Here is a 15,370-nt window from a genome sequence, read left to right as displayed (position 1 = left end):
CTACGCCACCTGAGGCTCTCGTTCCGGCTTGTGGGCCGGGGCCACGGCGCCGAGGTGCGCGTGAGCGCAGGGGCGGGCGGCCGAACCGCGGGCGAACGGGCGCGGCAGGCCCAGCGTGACGAAGCCCTCCGCCTGCATCGCGGCGAAGCCGATGCGCGGCAGGTCACGGGTGTTCCCGAAGACCAGGAACCGCGGCTCCCACCGGGGCCGGAACTTCGCGTTGAACTTGTAGAGCGACTCGATCTGGAACCAGCGCGAGAGAAAGACCAGCAGCCCGCGCCACCCGCGCAGCACCGGCCCCGCGCCGAGCCGCTCGCCGCGCGCCAGCGCAGCGCGGAACATCGCGAAGTTCAGCGACACCCGCTGCACCCCGAGCTTCGGCGCGGCCTGCAGCGCGGCCACGATCAGCAGTTCGTTCATGCCGGGATCCGCCGAGCGGTCGCGCCGCATCAGGTCCAGCGACATCCCGTCCGGCCCCCACGGCACGAAGTGGAGTACGGCCTTCACGTCGCCGTACGGGCTGGAGTGACCGCGGGAGTGCACGCCCGCGTGTCCGCCGGCGTGCCCGCCCGCGTGCTCGCCGGAGAGCCCGCCGGACTGCTCCCCGCCGTCGTCCGCCTTGTGCGCCGTGGCGATCACGCAGTCGCCGTCCGCCGGGTCCCCGATCCGCCCGAGCGCCATCGAGAAGCCGCGCTCGGTGTCGGTCCCACGCCAGTCCGCCGCCGCCCGCCGGACCCGCTCCAGCTCCTCGGCGCACAGGTCGGACACCCGCCGCACCCGCGTCTCGTAGCCGTTCCGCTCGATCCGCTTCACCATCTGCCGTACGTTCCGCATGGCGCGCCCGGACAGCGTGAAGTCCGGTACGTCCACCACGGCCTCGTCGCCCAGCTCCAGCGCGTCCAGACCGGTCTCGCGGGTCCATACCTGGCCACCGGTCTCGCTGCAGCCCATGACCGCCGGGGTCCACGAGTGCAGCCGCGCCTGCTCCATGAACCGCTCGATCGCCCCGGGCCACGCCTCGACGTCGCCGATCGGGTCGCCGCTGGCGAGCATGACGCCGGATACGACGCGGTAGCAGACGGCGGCCTTGCCGCTCGGCGAGAAGACGACGCCCTTGTCGCGGCGCAGCGCGAAGTGGCCGAGCGAGTCGCGCCCGCCGTGCCGCGCCAGCAGCTCGCGCAGCCGGGCCTCGTCGTCGTCCGTGAGCCGCGCGGCCGGGGTCTCGGGGCGCAGCGCGAGGTAGATGGTGGTGATGGCGGTCAGCAGACCGAGCGCGCCGAGCGAGTAGCCGACGGTCCAGGACACCCGGCCCGTGTAGCCGACCGGGCCCTCCAGGCCCACGAGCCCGTACAGCACGTGCTGCAGCCGGTCGGCGAACCCGGGTTCCCCGACGACTCTGCGCGGGTGCGAGCTGACGATGACCATGCCGAGGCCGATGCATGCCGAGCCGAGCAGGACGAAGTTGGCCGGCGCCTTCCAGCGGCTGCGCGGGTCGGGGAGGGCGGCGAACTCGCCGCGGTGGCGCAGCAGCAGCGCGAGGAGCGCGAGGGAGAGCAGCGCGCCGAGGAGGGAGTGCCGGTAGAGGAACTGTGCCACCGCGCCCGCGGGCAGCAGCACGACGGCAGCCGTCCAGGCGCGCCGCTTGCGGCGCTTGAGGCCGTGCGCGAGGAGCAGGAGCAGCATGCCCGCGGAGATCGCGAGGGCGGCGGCGAACGGGCCGAGCGCGCCGGGCAGCACCTCGGCGAAGGCGTGCATCCGGCTGTGCCGGAAGCGCGGGAAGACCCCGGCGGCGATGTCCAGCAGGCCTACGAAGGTGCAGGCGGTGCCGACCCGGCCCGGCACCTTCTCGGGACGCGGTGCGCGCAGCGGGCGGCGCAGCCGCCCCTGCCGCACCGGAACCGCATCGGACTTTTCACCATCTACCGTGACAGACATCGCTTCGCGTGGCTCCGTCGGGAAATATTGCGGCGGCTGCTCGCGCCATCCGGACAAATTTGCGCCCTCTAGGACGCCGATTCCCGGGCCCGGGTTGCGCCTGCCGGACTCCATGTGTCCATGAGCCGGGAAGCGGTGGCACCACCTCCACCGCGACACGGACGGCGCCGGGTCGCCCGCACAGGAAGCCGGCCATGGGTCTTACCAGCAAGAAAGTCCTGCTGCTCGCCGTCGTGGCGGCGGTTTTACTGTTCGCGCTGACCGTGTGGCTGTGGCCGCGGCTGGCCCGCCGCAGCGCGCCCGCGGTGCTCGGACGGATCGGCGTGCTGCTGGCGACCCAGCTCTCGATCCTCGCCGCCGGGGGTCTTTCGGCCAATTTCTACTTCGGCTTCTACGCCTCGTGGGCCGATCTGCTCGGCACCGACCAGGACATGGGCGTCGTCGTGGAGCACGGCGAGGGCCCCTCGAAGCAGCTCAGGGTGGTCGGGACGCAGAGCGTCGGCACCCCGGGCGGCGGCAGCCCGAAGCGCGCGGGCCGGATCGACAAGGTCCAGATCAACGGCGCTCGCACGGGGATAGCGGCGCCCGCGTACGTCTACCTGCCGCCGCAGTACTTCCAGAAGCAGTACGCCCGTACGCAGTTCCCGGCCGCCCTCGTCCTCACCGGCTACCCCGGCACGGCCGAGAACCTGATCACGCGCCTGAAGTACCCGCAGACCGCGACCCGCCACATCGCCGCGGGAACCATGCGCCCCACCATCCTGATCATGATGCGGCCGACCGTCGCGCCGCCGCGCGACACGGAGTGCGTGGACGTTCCCGGCGGCCCGCAGGCCGAGTCCTTCTTCACCAGGGACATGCGCGCCGCAGTCGCCTCCCATTACCGGGTGGGCGAGCAGGCGCGCAGCTGGGGCGTGATCGGCAACTCCACCGGCGGCTACTGCGCGGTCAAACTGACCATGCGCAACCCCCAGGCGTTCTCGGCCGGCGCCGGCCTCTCCGGCACGTACAAGGCCCCGCAGGACCCGACCACCGGCGACCTCTTCGGCGGCAGCACACAGTACGAACGGGAGAACGACATGCTGTGGCGGCTCGACCACCGCCCCATGCCTCCGGCGTCCGTCCTCCTGGCCAGCAGCAAGAAGGGCGAGACCAACTACCGGGACACCCGCGCCTTCATCGCCAAGGCGAAACCCCCGCTGCGCGTCTCGTCGATCATCCTCGACAGCGGCGGACACAACCTCAACACCTGGAACCGCGAGGTCCCGCCGGCCCTGGACTGGCTGTCGAAGCGCCTCAGCGCGCCATGATGAGGCTCATGGCCTCGGAGCGTGTGGCGGGGTCACGCAGCTGGCCCCGCACGGCGGAGGTCGTGGTCTTCGCACCCGGCTTCCGTATGCCGCGCATCGACATGCACAGATGCTCGCACTCGACCACCACGATCACGCCACGCGGCTCCAGGATCTGCATGAGCGAGTCGGCGATCTGCGTCGTCATCCGCTCCTGCACCTGGGGGCGGCGGGCGTAGACGTCCACGAGCCGGGCGAGCTTCGACAGTCCCGTGATCTTGCCGTCCGTGGACGGGATGTAGCCAACATGAGCGACCCCGTGGAACGGCACCAGGTGGTGCTCGCAGGTGCTGTACACCTCGATGTCCTTGACCAGCACCATCTCGTCGTGCCCGAGGTCGAACGTGGTCGTCAGGACGTCCTCCGGAGCCTGGCGGAGGCCGCTGAACATCTCCTTGTAGGCACGCGCCACGCGCGCCGGGGTCTCGAGGAGCCCCTCCCGGTCCGGGTCCTCGCCGACGGCGATGAGCAGCTCGCGAATGGCGTTCTCGGCCCGCTTCTCATCGAAATCGCCGATGTGGCCCTCGCCGTCCAGCGTCACCGGGTCGGTCATCTGTGCCTCGATCCTCGTACGTCCGTGCAGGCGCTCATGGCCGAAAGCCGCGCCCCCTCAGGTTAGAACCCGAGGGGGCGCGGCTTTCATTCCGGGGCCCGTGGGGCCTCAGGTGCTCTGAGCAGGCTCAGCTGTCGGCGCTGGGCTCCTCCGGGCGCTCCGCCTTCTCGGTCGGCACCGTGGCGGGTGGCGAGCTCGAGCCCGGCTGGGCGCCGTTGGCCATGGTCAGCTCTTTCGGGGAGAGCACCGGCGGGCGGGTGGAGGGCGTACGGCGCGAGGAGCCGGTCCACGCCGGGCGCGGCGGGCGCTTCACGACCGTCGAGAAGACCTCGGCGATCTCCTCCTTGCCAAGGGTCTCCTTCTCCAGCAGCGCGAGGACCAGGTTGTCCAGAACGTCGCGGTTCTCGACCAGGATCTCCCAGGCCTCGTTGTGCGCCGCCTCGATGAGCTTCTTGACCTCCTCGTCGACCAGCGCGGCGACCTCCTCCGAGTAGTCGCGCTGGTGAGCCATCTCACGGCCGAGGAAGGGCTCGGACTGGTCGGAGCCGAACTTGATCGCGCCGAGCCGCTCGGTCATGCCGTACTGCGTGACCATCGCGCGAGCCGTCGCGGTCGCCTTCTCGATGTCGTTCGCCGCACCCGTGGTCGGATCGTGGAACACGAGCTCCTCCGCGGCTCGGCCGCCCAGCATGTACGCCAGCTGGTCCAGCATCTCGTTGCGCGTGGTGGAGTACTTGTCCTCGTCCGGCAGGACCATCGTGTAACCGAGCGCTCGGCCGCGGGACAGGATGGTGATCTTGTGGACCGGGTCGCTGTTCGGAGAGGCCGCCGCGACCAGGGCGTGTCCGCCCTCGTGATACGCGGTGATCTTCTTCTCCTTGTCGCTCATGATCCGGGTCCGCTTCTGCGGGCCGGCCACGACGCGGTCGATCGCCTCGTCCAGGAAGTGGTTGTCGATCAGCTTCTTGTCGCTGCGGGCCGTGAGCAGCGCGGCCTCGTTCAGGACGTTGGAGAGGTCGGCACCGGTGAAGCCGGGGGTACGGCGGGCGACCGCACCGAGGTCGACGTCGGGGGCGACCGGCTTGCCCTTCTGGTGGACCTTGAGGATCTCCAGGCGGCCCTGCATGTCCGGGCGGTCGACGGCGATCTGCCGGTCGAAGCGGCCGGGGCGCAGCAGGGCGGGGTCGAGGATGTCGGGCCGGTTGGTGGCGGCGATCAGGATGACCCCGCCCTTCACGTCGAAGCCGTCCATCTCGACGAGCAGCTGGTTCAGCGTCTGCTCTCGCTCGTCGTGGCCGCCGCCGAGACCCGCACCGCGGTGCCGGCCGACGGCGTCGATCTCGTCGACGAAGACGATCGCCGGGGCGTTGGCCTTGGCCTGCTCGAACAGGTCGCGGACCCGGGACGCACCGACACCGACGAACATCTCGACGAAGTCGGAGCCGGAGATCGAGTAGAACGGGACGCCCGCCTCGCCCGCGACGGCGCGCGCGAGCAGCGTCTTGCCGGTGCCGGGCGGGCCGTACAGCAGCACACCCTTGGGGATCTTGGCGCCGACGGCCTGGAACTTCGCGGGTTCCTGCAGGAACTCCTTGATCTCCTGGAGCTCCTCCACCGCCTCGTCGGAGCCGGCCACGTCGGAGAAGGTCGTCTTCGGGGTGTCCTTGGTGATGAGCTTGGCCTTGGACTTCCCGAAGTTCATCACCCGGGAGCCGCCGCCCTGCATCTGGTTCATCAGGAACAGGAAGACGACGACGATGAGGACGAACGGCAGCAGTGAGAGCAGAACGCCGACGAAGGGGTTCTGCTTGGACGGCGACACCGTGTAGCCGTCGGGCAGCGTGTCCCGGTCTCCGTCGTTGGTCTTGGCCTGCAGGTCCTGGGCGAGCTGGGCGCCCTGGTCACCGATGTAGCTGGCCTGCAGCTTGCTGCTGCCCTCGACCTTGGTGCCGTCCTTGAGTTCGACCTTGATCTTGTTTTCGTCGCCGGTCGTCAGCTCGGCGGACTGGACCTTGTTGTCGGCGATGGCCTTGACGACCTGGCCGGTGTCCACCGTCTTGTAGCCGCCGGACGAGCCGACGACCTGCATCAACACGACCACGGCGAGGACGGCCAGCACGATCCACATGACCGGCCCACGGAAGTAGCGCTTCACGTCCATCCATACGGGGTGCCTTGCACCCCGTCCCTCCTGCCACAGTGAGGCACGACAGCTCCGGCTGGAACCGTCTGTGCGTGCGGTGTATTACCCGACCTATTGCGAGTCCGACCTTCGGACCGTACCCCAGCATTGTCACCCGACGCCGCCCCGCACGGTTAACAAAACCGTCTTCCCATGCTCCAACGGCGGAAGACCGCGAGACGTTCCCGCCCATTACCGCCGCCGGGGTGGGGGGCGGGACGCCCGGTCAGCCGCCGTAGACGTGTGGTGCGAGCGTGCCCACGAAGGGCAGGTTCCGGTACTTCTCCGCGTAGTCGAGGCCGTAGCCGACCACGAACTCGTTGGGGATGTCGAAACCGACATATTTCACATCGATGGCGACCTTGGCGGCCTCGGGCTTGCGCAGCAGCGTGCAGACGTTCAGCGAGGCCGGTCCGCGCGAGCTGAGATTCGACAGCAGCCAGGACAGCGTCAGGCCGGAGTCGATGATGTCCTCGACGATCAGCACGTCCTTGCCGGCGATGTCGGTGTCGAGGTCCTTGAGGATCCGCACGACGCCGGAGGACTTGGTGCCCGCGCCGTACGAGGACACCGCCATCCAGTCCATCGTGACGGGGTTGGACAGGGCGCGCGCCAGGTCCGCCATCACCATCACCGCGCCCTTGAGGACACCGATGATGAGCAGGTCCTTGCCCGCGTACTCCGCGTCGATCTTCGCGGCCAGCTCGGCCAGTTTCGCGTCGATCTCTTCCTTGGTGATGAGCACCGACTGGAGGTCGGTGCCCATGTCCTTGTCGTCCACCCGCGCCACTCTCGGTTGTTCCGGTGCAGCCGGACGCACGGCTCGGAGGTCCGTACGGGCCCGGTGCGGCCGAAGGTCTCGGCTCAGTGCTCGGCGGCGGCCTCGTCGCGTCGCCGAATCACCAGACTGCCACACCGGCGGTGCACCTCGACCCGGCCGGGGAGGTTGATGACCCCCTGGCCGCGCCAGCCGGTGATCAGCCGGTCGACTTCCTCGATGTGCTTGGCGAAGAGGGATCCGGGTGGAGAGCCCGCGGCGATGGCGGCACGGCGCAGCACGCGGCGCCGGACGGCGGGCGGGAGGGCGTGGAGCTTGGCGGCGTCCAGGGCGGCGCTGCCGCTCTCCCCGCCCACGGCGGCGTCCACCCGTACGAACTGCTCGGCGTCGGCGGCCCAGGCGTCGAGCGCGTCGGCGTCGTCGCGGGAGAGCTGGGCGGTGCGGGCGAGGGCTTCGATGACGCCCTTGCCCAGGGACTTCTCCAGGGCGGGCAGGCCTTCGTGGCGCAGCCGGGAGCGGAGGTAGGCCGGGTCGGAGTTGTGCGGATCGTCCCAGACCGGGAGGCACTGGACGAGGCAGGCCTTGCGGGCGGTCTGGCGGTCGAGGTGGAGGAAGGGGCGGCGGTAGCGGCCGCGGGTGCCGGAGACGGCGGCCATCCCGGACAGGGAGCGGGTTCCGGAGCCGCGGGCCAGGCCCAGCAGGACGGTTTCAGCTTGGTCGTCGCGGGTGTGGCCGAGCAGCACGGCGGCGGCGCCGAGCCGCTCCGCGGCCTCGTCGAGGGCGGCGTAACGGGCGTCGCGGGCGGCGGCCTCGGGGCCGCCCTGACGTCCGACGCGGACGGCGGTCGTCTCCACGGGGTCGAGGTTCATGGCGCGCAGGCGCTCGGCGACCTCGGCCGCGCGCTGGGCGGAGCCGGGCTGAAGACCGTGGTCGATGGTGATGCCGCCGGCGCGGATGTCCAGCTTGGGGGCTTCGAAGGCGAGGGCGGAGGCGAGCGCCATGGAATCGGCGCCACCGCTGCAGGCGACGAGGACGAGCGGGCGCGGGGAGGCGGCGGGCGGAGTTCGTGGGGTGTCGACGCCGTTCAGAACGTCGTTGAGCACGTCGTGCAGGACGCGGCGGACTGCCAGGCGTATCGCTGCGACCGCTGGATGGGGACCCATGTCCGGTTCACTTCCTCGAGGCCGGTGGCGGGCCGCAAGGGCTCAGCCACGGCGTGTCGGTGACGACTTGTCAGTCACGGCTTTCATCACACTGAGTAGATAGATGGTGACAGAGGCGAGCCGTTCCCCGAGCATCGCACGCCTAATCCTTGCCCCAGGGTCCCTCGGACGGGTGACTGGTGGGGCGTACTTCTGCCATCTTCGGCCTTCGAACGCGCCCCTTTCGCGACTCTGCCCTACGGTGCCCCGTCGGTCTTGCGGTGCACCCGCGCGATCCAGTCCGCCGGTTTGGAGATCTCCGCCTTGGTCGGGAGCGTGTTGGGAGAGGTCCACACGCGGTTGAAGCCGCCCATGCCGACCTCGTCCACGACGGCCCGTACGAACCGCTCGCCGTCCCGGTACTGCCGCAGCTTGGCGTCGAGGCCGAGCAGCTTGCGCAGCGCCTGGTCGAGCCGGCCCGCGCCGCTGGCCCGGCGCCTCTGGAACTTCTCGCGGATCTCGGCGACGGACGGTACGACCTGGGGGCCGACGCCGTCCATCACGTAGTCCGCGTGGCCTTCGAGCAGCGACATCACGGCGGTGAGGCGGGCCAGGATCTCGCGCTGCGCGGGCGTCTGGACCAGCTCGACGATGCTGCGTCCTGCGCCGTCCTCCGGGCTGTCGGGGCGGTTGCCGGTGAGCGACTGGGCGGCCTCGCGCAGCCGCTCGAGGAGGGTGGACGGGTCGATCTCGGTTTCGTCGAGGAAGGACTGGATCTCGCCCTCGATGTGGTCGCGCAGCCAGGGGACGGCGCTGAACTGGGTGCGGTGGGTCTCCTCGTGGAGGCACACCCAGAGCCGGAAGTCGTGCGGCTGGACGTCGAGTTCGCGCTCGACGTGGACGATGTTGGGAGCCACGAGGAGCAGCCGCCCGGCGCCGTTCTCGCCTGCGGGGAGCTCGCGGGTGGCCGGGGCGAACGTCTCGTACTGGCCCAGGACCCGGGAGGCGAGGAAGGACAGCAGCATCCCCAGCTCGACGCCGGTGACCTTGCCGCCGACAGCACCGAGGACGGCTCCGCCGGGGGTGTTGCCGCGGCGCTCCTGCATCTTCTCGAGCAGCGGCCTGAGGACCTCGCGGAACCCGGCGACGTTGGCCCTGATCCACCCGGTTCTGTCGACGACCAGGACCGGCGTGTCATGTCCGCCGACGGCCCCCGGCTCCGCCAGACGCGTGAACGACCGCACGTGCTCTTCGGACGACTTGGCGTGCCGGCGCAGCTCGGCGACGACGGCCCGCGCCTCGTCGCGGCTCACCTCGGGACCCGGCCGCACGAGCCGGGTCGCGGTCGCCACCGCGAGATTCCAGTCGACCATCTCCGCACCACCGATGCTCGTCATGAATTCACGGTACGTGCTGAAACGCCCTTCCGGTGAGGCCTGCCCTTAGCCCTGCCCCGGAGCCCCACCCTCGGACGGGCGGGTTCGGTGCCCACTCGCCCATCTGTTCGCGGGGCCCGGGGGGCGGCCCCACCTGTTCGCGGGCCCGGGGGCGGCTCGTGGGGCGGGGCAGGACGGCGGGTGAGGGGCTGTGGGCCCCCTCCCTCCGCGGGAGGTCCGGGTCCGGAGGGGCGGGCGGCCGGTGGGCGGCATCCCGGCCGGAGGACGGGGCATCGCGGCGCGGAATGGCCCCGTCGGCTAGGTCGGCGGTAGCGCAGGCCTCGGAGACCACCGGACGACGGCCGAGGGGCTCGTGGTCCGTTCTCCGCGGGAGGTCTGGGTCCCAAGGAACGGGTGGGCGGGGATGCCAACCGGGGGCGGGGGGACCGCGGAGCGGCCCGGCCGGCGAGGTCAGCGGCAGCCGCAGTTGGCGACCGCCGACGCCAGGCGGTCGAGAGCCGACTGGGCCGCCCTGCCGTCGCCGGACTTCGACGTCATGAACGCGAAGGCGAGCAGGCGGCCGTCCGCGTCGACGACCGTCCCGGCCAGCGTGTTCACACCGGTGAGCGTGCCGGTCTTGGCGCGGACCATGCCCGTGCCCGCCGGCGCGTCCGCGTACCGGCTGCGCAGCGTGCCGCTGAAGCCCGCCACCGGCAGCCCCGTGAGGACGGGCCGCAGTTCCGGCCGGTCCGGGTCCGCGGCCCGTACGAGCAGCTGGGCGAGGAGGCCCGCGGAGACCCTGTCGTCGCGGCTGAGGCCGCTGCCGTCCGCGAAGCGTGCGCCCTCGAGCGGCAGGTCGAGCTTCTTCAGCCGGGCCGTCACGGCCCGCTCCGCGCCCTCGAAGGTCACCGGTTCGCGCTCGGCGATCGCGGTCTGCCGGGCCAGGGCCTCGGCGATGTCGTTGTCGCTGACCGTGAGCATGCGCTCGACCAGCGCCGACAGGGGCTGCGACCGTACGGCGGCGAGCCGCTCGGACCGCGGGGGCGCGGCCGTGAGGTGCGGGTCGCCCTCGGTGTCGACGCCCCGCTCGCGCAGCAGCTCGGCGAACGTCCGGGCCGCGTCCGCCGCCGGGTCGGCGGAGCGCGGGGCGGGGCCGCTGTCGCTGTCGTCGAGGCGGCCCTCGTCGGCCATGAGCGGGCTGACGGGCGCGATGTTCGGGTTGGGCCCGATGGCGTGCATCGCAGGCCCGGCGTAGCGGGAGGTGTCGTACGCGAGCTCGGCCTTCTGCCGGCCACGGTCCTTCAGGGCGCGTACGGTCTCGTCGGCGAGAGTGCGCAGGCCGGCGGGCCCGTCCGGGCCCTGTCCCTCGCGGGCCGTGAGCGTCGGGTCGCCGCCGCCGACCAGGACGATCTCGTCGTCGCCGCCTCCTTCGACCACGGTCGTCTCGATGCGGTGGTCGGGACCGAGCGCGTCGAGTGCGGCCGCGGCGGTGGCGATCTTGATGGTGGAGGCCGGTACGGAGGCGGTGCCCGCGCCCGAGCCGTAGAGCTGCTTGCCGGTCGTGGCGTCGACGACGGACGCCGTACGGAGCGGGCCGAGCGCCGGGTCCTTCAGGAGGGGCGCGAGGGCGTCGGCGAGCCCGGCCCTGGTGGGCGGCGGCACGGGATCGGGGGACTGCGCCGGGGCGGCGGCGCCGAGCGCGGCGAGCACTGCGGTCGCGCGCGGTGCGTCGCCCGCTGCCGCCCTGCCGGAGCGCCCGCCCCGCCCCTCGCCGTGATCCTCGCCACCCGTCCGGCCCGAAGCCGCTGCCCGCTCCCGCTCGGCCGTACGCTGGCCTGAGTCCCAGGGACCCGCCGCCGTCACCGCACCGCCCGCGACGGCCAGTCCGACCAGGGCGGATACGACGGGCAGATGCCACGCCGGTACCGCCCGCCACCGTTCGACGGCCCAACTGAACTGCCACGATCTGGCCTCGGGCACCTCGGACCAGCCCCTTTCGCCACCACACACACGCGTGAGGGACACTTAATCACCCGAAGTATGTGCTGATCATGGAGGAGCCACCCGTGGAGTTCGACGTCACCATCGAGATCCCGAAGGGTTCGCGGAACAAGTACGAGGTGGACCACGAGAGCGGTCGCATCCGCCTGGACCGTCGACTCTTCACATCGACCAGCTACCCCGCCGACTACGGCTTCGTGGAGAACACGCTGGGTGAGGACGGCGACCCGCTGGACGCGCTGGTCATTCTCGACGAACCGACGTTCCCCGGGTGCCTGATCAAGTGCCGGGCGATCGGCATGTTCCGGATGACGGACGAGGCGGGCGGCGACGACAAGGTGCTGTGCGTGCCGGCGTCCGACCCGCGCGTCGAGCACCTGAGGGACATTCACCACGTGTCGGAGTTCGACCGCCTGGAGATCCAGCACTTCTTCGAGGTCTACAAGGACCTGGAGCCCGGTAAGTCCGTGGAGGGCGCGACCTGGGTGGGCCGGGCCGAGGCCGAGGCCGAGATCGAGGCCTCCGTGAAGCGGCTCGAGGCCCAGGGCGGTCAGCACTGAGTCGCTGCCGTCGGCGCTGAGTCGCTGAGCAGCGGTTTTCTTTTCCCGCGGGCGGGCGGCGCACCCTAGGAAGGGTTTGCGTCGCCCGCCCGTTGCGCGGTCCCCCCGCGCCCCTGTGGGGGGCGACCGGGGCGACCGTGCGGCATGGTGTCCGGTGACGTCCCGGAAATGCCGCCCAAAAGCACCCGAACAGCACAGGCTCAACGCCCGTGGCACAAACACCCGAAGGCGTGAGAGAGGAGGAACGAAACGACGTGGTCGCGAACCCGAAGGGGCCACGCCCCCTGGCTTCGCCCGGAGGGTCCCCGCACAACGGCGGCTGGGGGAGGAACAGCGCCGGTCCGGAGGCCGAGCAGTCCGAGGACCGCAAGCCGCAGTCGGACGAGGCGCACAGCGCCTTCACTCCTCCGTCCGGCGTGCCCCTGCCGCCCGTGCCGGAGGACGATCAGCCCACTTCGGAGTTCGCCGTGCCGAGCGGGCTCGCGCCGGAGCCCCCGCCGGAGCCGGAGGGTTCGGCCTTCGCCCCGCCCAGCGGGCAGATCGCGCAGCCGCAGTCACAGGCGCAGACACAGACGCAGGCCGGGCAGCATTCCGGCTTCGTGGCCTTCACGCCGCCGAGTGGCATCCCCATGGTCCGGCTGACCAAGGAAACGCCGTGGCAGGACCGGATGCGCACGATGCTGCGCATGCCGATCGCCGAGCGGCCCGTGCCGGAGCGAGTGCAGCGACAGGAGGACGAGACCGGCCCCGCGGCGCCGCGCGTCCTGGACCTGACCCTCCGCATTGGCGAGCTGCTGCTGGCGGGCGGTGAGGGCGCGGAGGACGTCGAGGCGGCGATGTTCGGCGTCGCCCACGCGTACGGTCTGGACCGCGTCGAGCCGACCGTCACCTTCACCCTGCTGTCGGTGTCGTACCAGCCGTCGCTCGTCGACGACCCGCTGACGGCCAGCCGGACCGTACGGCGGCGGGGTACGGACTACAACCGGCTGTCCGCGGTCTTCCGCCTGGTCGACGACATCTGCTCGGAAGACGTCGAGGTCACGCTGGAGGAGGCCTACCGGCGGCTGGTGGAGATCCGGCGCAACCGGCACCCGTACTCGAAGTGGACGCTCACGGTGGCCAGCGGTGCGCTGGCAGGCGCGGCGAGCACCCTGGTGGGGGGCACCTGGCTGGTGTTCTTCGCGGCGGCGATCGGCGCGATGCTCGGCGACCGGCTGGCGTGGATGGCGTCCAGGCGCGGGCTGCCGGAGTTCTACCACTTCGTGGTGGCGGCGATGCCGCCCGCCGCGGTGGGGATCGCGGTGAGCCTGGCCCATGCGGATGTGCAGGCCTCCGCGGTGATCACCGGTGGGCTGTTCGCCCTGATTCCGGGGCGGGCGCTGGTCGCGGCCGTCCAGGACGGGCTGACGGGCTACTACATCACCGCGTCCGCGCGCCTGCTGGAGGTCTGCTATCTGATCGTCGGCATCGTCTGCGGCGTGCTGATCGTGCTGTACGGGGGTGTGCGGCTGGGCGCGACGCTGCGGCCGGAGGAGGCGCTGGGCGGCGTCGCCCAGCGGCCGGTGACGCAGATCCTCGCGGCGATGCTGCTGACGCTGGCCTTCGCGGTCCTGCTCCAGCAGGAACGTCACACCGTGCTGATGGCAACGCTCAACGGCGGGGTCGCATGGGTCATCTTCGGAGCCCTGCACTTCGACCCGGTCGGGATGAACCCGGTGGCCTCGACGGCGGTGGCGGCGGGTCTGGTCGGCCTTTTCGGCCAGCTGCTGTCGCGCTACCGGTACGCGTCCGCGCTGCCGTACGTCACGGCGGCGATCGGGCCGCTGCTGCCCGGTAGCGCGACGTACTTCGGACTGCTGGGGCTGGCCCAGGGCAACATGAACGCGGGCATGTCGTCGCTGACGAAGGCGGCCGCGCTGGCGCTCGCCATCGCGATCGGTGTGAACCTGGGCGGTGAGATCGCCCGGCTCTTCATCCAGGCCCCGGGCGCGGCCGAGGCCATGGCCCGCCGAGCCTCCAAGCGCACCCGCGGCTTCTGAGCTCGCTGGCTCAAGGCCTACGGGCGGGGGTGTGCCTGGGATTACGCCTGCGGGAGGCCGCCCGGGGTGCCGGCTCGGCACGGCTGTCCCCCGGCGGAATTACCTCTTGGCGTGGCGGCCGCGCTGGGCCGGTGACGGGGATGGGGTGTCGCCCGGCTCGGCGGGGGTCGCCGCGGCGGCCTTCTTCGACTTGCCGCGGGCGCGGAGGTATTCGATCGCAATCGGCAGCACCGAAAGCAGCACGATCCCGACGAGGATCCCCTCGATGTTCTTGTGGACGAAGTCGACCCGGCCGAGCGCCGCTCCGAGCAGCGTGACCCCTACGCCCCACAGCACGCCGCCGATGACGTTGAACGTGATGAAGGACCGGTAGTTCATCCGGCTCACGCCCGCGATGATCGGCGTGAAGGTCCGCACGACGGGCACGAAGCGGGCCAGGACCAGGGACTTCGGGCCGTACTTCTCGAAGAACTCGTGAGCCTTCTCGACGTTCTCCTGCTTGAAGAGCCTGGAGTCCGGGCGCTTGAAGAGCGCGGGCCCGACCTTGCGGCCGAAGAGATAGCCCGCCTGGTCCCCGGCGATCGCCGCGAATGCGATCAGCGTGCAGATCAGCCAGAGCGGGGTGTCCAGCTTGTCCGTGACCACCAGCAGACCGGTGGTGAACAGCAGCGAGTCGCCCGGCAGGAAGAAGCCGATGAGCAGGCCGGACTCGGCGAAGACGATCGCGAGGATGCCGATGAGCCCGAAGGTGTTGATCAGGTAGTCCGGGTCCAGCCAGCTTGGGCCGAGCGCGAGGGTGGTCACGGTTGACAGGCTCCTGGGTCGAGGGCGCAGGCACAAGCGGGGCCCGGGCACAGGTTCGGGGCTGGGGGGTGTGGCGCTGGGTGTACCGCCCAAAGCTATCAACGCGAACGCGCGTTCCCCGGTTCCGGAGGCCGGACCGGGCGCCCGAGGTGCGCCCACACCGCCACCACGCGACGCTTTCGGAAGGAGGTGGATGTGATGGGCATCGACGAGTACGGCGGCGGACAGGGGACCGGGGCCGACGTTCTGGTGGTGACGACGAACGACGTGCCGGGCTACCACGTCCAGCAGGTCATCGGAGAGGTCTTCGGCCTGACGGTGCGCTCGCGCCACCTCGGCAGCCAGATCGGCGCGGGTCTGAAGTCGATGGTCGGCGGCGAGCTGAGGGGGCTGACCAAGACGCTGGTCGAGACCCGCAACCAGGCCATGGACCGGCTGGTGGAGCAGGCCAGGGCGCGCGGCGGGAACGCCGTACTGATGATGCGCTTCGATGTGACGGAGGCCGCGGACGTGGGCACCGAGGTGTGCGCGTACGGCACGGCCGTGGTGCTGGCCCCGCAATCCTGACGGGTGCCGCCGATCCACCGGGGCCCCGCATCCTGCGGACGGACACGGAGCCCCGGCCTCGGACCGGACCCAGCGGGCCCAGCG

Annotated in this window: 12 protein-coding genes; 4 read left to right on the top strand and 8 right to left on the bottom strand. The window is 71.3% G+C overall.

Features of this window, described 5'->3' with window-relative positions:
• Positions 1-1,935 (bottom strand): phosphatidylglycerol lysyltransferase domain-containing protein, encoded by a 1,935-nt coding sequence (locus ACTWQC_RS12570; RefSeq protein WP_443315703.1) that lies wholly within the window; start codon positions 1,933-1,935, stop codon positions 1-3.
• Positions 1,936-2,129: 194 nt separating this feature from the next.
• Here ACTWQC_RS12570 and ACTWQC_RS12565 point away from each other — a divergent pair, with 194 nt between their 5' ends.
• Positions 2,130-3,245, top strand: a complete 1,116-nt coding sequence (locus ACTWQC_RS12565) for an alpha/beta hydrolase (protein ID WP_443315702.1) — start codon at positions 2,130-2,132, stop codon at positions 3,243-3,245.
• Here ACTWQC_RS12565 and folE read toward each other — a convergent pair.
• From folE to dacB, 6 genes are all read right to left on the bottom strand, one after another.
• Positions 3,232-3,837 (bottom strand): GTP cyclohydrolase I FolE, encoded by a 606-nt coding sequence (gene folE, locus ACTWQC_RS12560; RefSeq protein ID WP_443315701.1) that lies wholly within the window; start codon positions 3,835-3,837, stop codon positions 3,232-3,234. The genes ACTWQC_RS12565 and folE overlap by 14 nt on opposite strands.
• A 127-nt stretch (positions 3,838-3,964) precedes the next feature.
• On the bottom strand, positions 3,965-5,998 hold the full coding sequence (gene ftsH, locus ACTWQC_RS12555; RefSeq protein ID WP_443315700.1) for an ATP-dependent zinc metalloprotease FtsH: 2,034 nt from the start codon (positions 5,996-5,998) through the stop codon (positions 3,965-3,967).
• 247 nt (positions 5,999-6,245) lie between these two features.
• Positions 6,246-6,785, bottom strand: a complete 540-nt coding sequence (gene hpt / locus ACTWQC_RS12550) for a hypoxanthine phosphoribosyltransferase (protein ID WP_443315768.1) — start codon at positions 6,783-6,785, stop codon at positions 6,246-6,248.
• A 98-nt stretch (positions 6,786-6,883) separates the two neighbouring features.
• Positions 6,884-7,960, bottom strand: a complete 1,077-nt coding sequence (tilS, locus tag ACTWQC_RS12545; protein ID WP_443315699.1) for a tRNA lysidine(34) synthetase TilS — start codon at positions 7,958-7,960, stop codon at positions 6,884-6,886.
• Between the two features lie 236 nt (positions 7,961-8,196).
• Positions 8,197-9,336, bottom strand: a complete 1,140-nt coding sequence (locus ACTWQC_RS12540; protein ID WP_443315698.1) for a zinc-dependent metalloprotease — start codon at positions 9,334-9,336, stop codon at positions 8,197-8,199.
• Positions 9,337-9,786: 450 nt separating this feature from the next.
• Positions 9,787-11,295 (bottom strand): D-alanyl-D-alanine carboxypeptidase/D-alanyl-D-alanine endopeptidase, encoded by a 1,509-nt coding sequence (dacB, locus tag ACTWQC_RS12535; protein ID WP_443315697.1) that lies wholly within the window; start codon positions 11,293-11,295, stop codon positions 9,787-9,789.
• An 86-nt stretch (positions 11,296-11,381) separates the two neighbouring features.
• Here dacB and ACTWQC_RS12530 point away from each other — a divergent pair, with 86 nt between their 5' ends.
• Both ACTWQC_RS12530 and ACTWQC_RS12525 read left to right on the top strand, forming a co-directional pair.
• Positions 11,382-11,876 carry an inorganic diphosphatase gene (locus ACTWQC_RS12530; RefSeq protein WP_443315767.1) on the top strand — a complete coding sequence of 165 codons (495 nt, stop codon included), beginning with the start codon at positions 11,382-11,384 and terminating at the stop codon, positions 11,874-11,876.
• Between the two features lie 284 nt (positions 11,877-12,160).
• Complete coding sequence (locus ACTWQC_RS12525; RefSeq protein WP_443315766.1) at positions 12,161-13,915, top strand: threonine/serine ThrE exporter family protein; 1,755 nt, start codon at positions 12,161-12,163, stop codon at positions 13,913-13,915.
• Positions 13,916-14,014: 99 nt separating this feature from the next.
• On the opposite strand, the gene ACTWQC_RS12520 is transcribed toward ACTWQC_RS12525, so the two are convergent.
• The gene (locus ACTWQC_RS12520) at positions 14,015-14,719 is read right to left on the bottom strand and encodes a DedA family protein (protein ID WP_443315696.1); all 705 of its coding nucleotides are present in this window, start codon (positions 14,717-14,719) and stop codon (positions 14,015-14,017) included.
• A 198-nt stretch (positions 14,720-14,917) separates the two neighbouring features.
• Here ACTWQC_RS12520 and ACTWQC_RS12515 point away from each other — a divergent pair, with 198 nt between their 5' ends.
• Complete coding sequence (locus ACTWQC_RS12515; protein WP_443315695.1) at positions 14,918-15,286, top strand: YbjQ family protein; 369 nt, start codon at positions 14,918-14,920, stop codon at positions 15,284-15,286.
• Positions 15,287-15,370 lie beyond the last annotated feature (84 nt).

The sequence above is a fragment of the Streptomyces sp. 8N616 genome, from assembly GCF_052246385.1.
Classification (GTDB): Bacteria; Actinomycetota; Actinomycetes; order Streptomycetales; family Streptomycetaceae; genus Streptomyces.
This window is presented reverse-complemented; position numbering and strand designations above follow the sequence as displayed.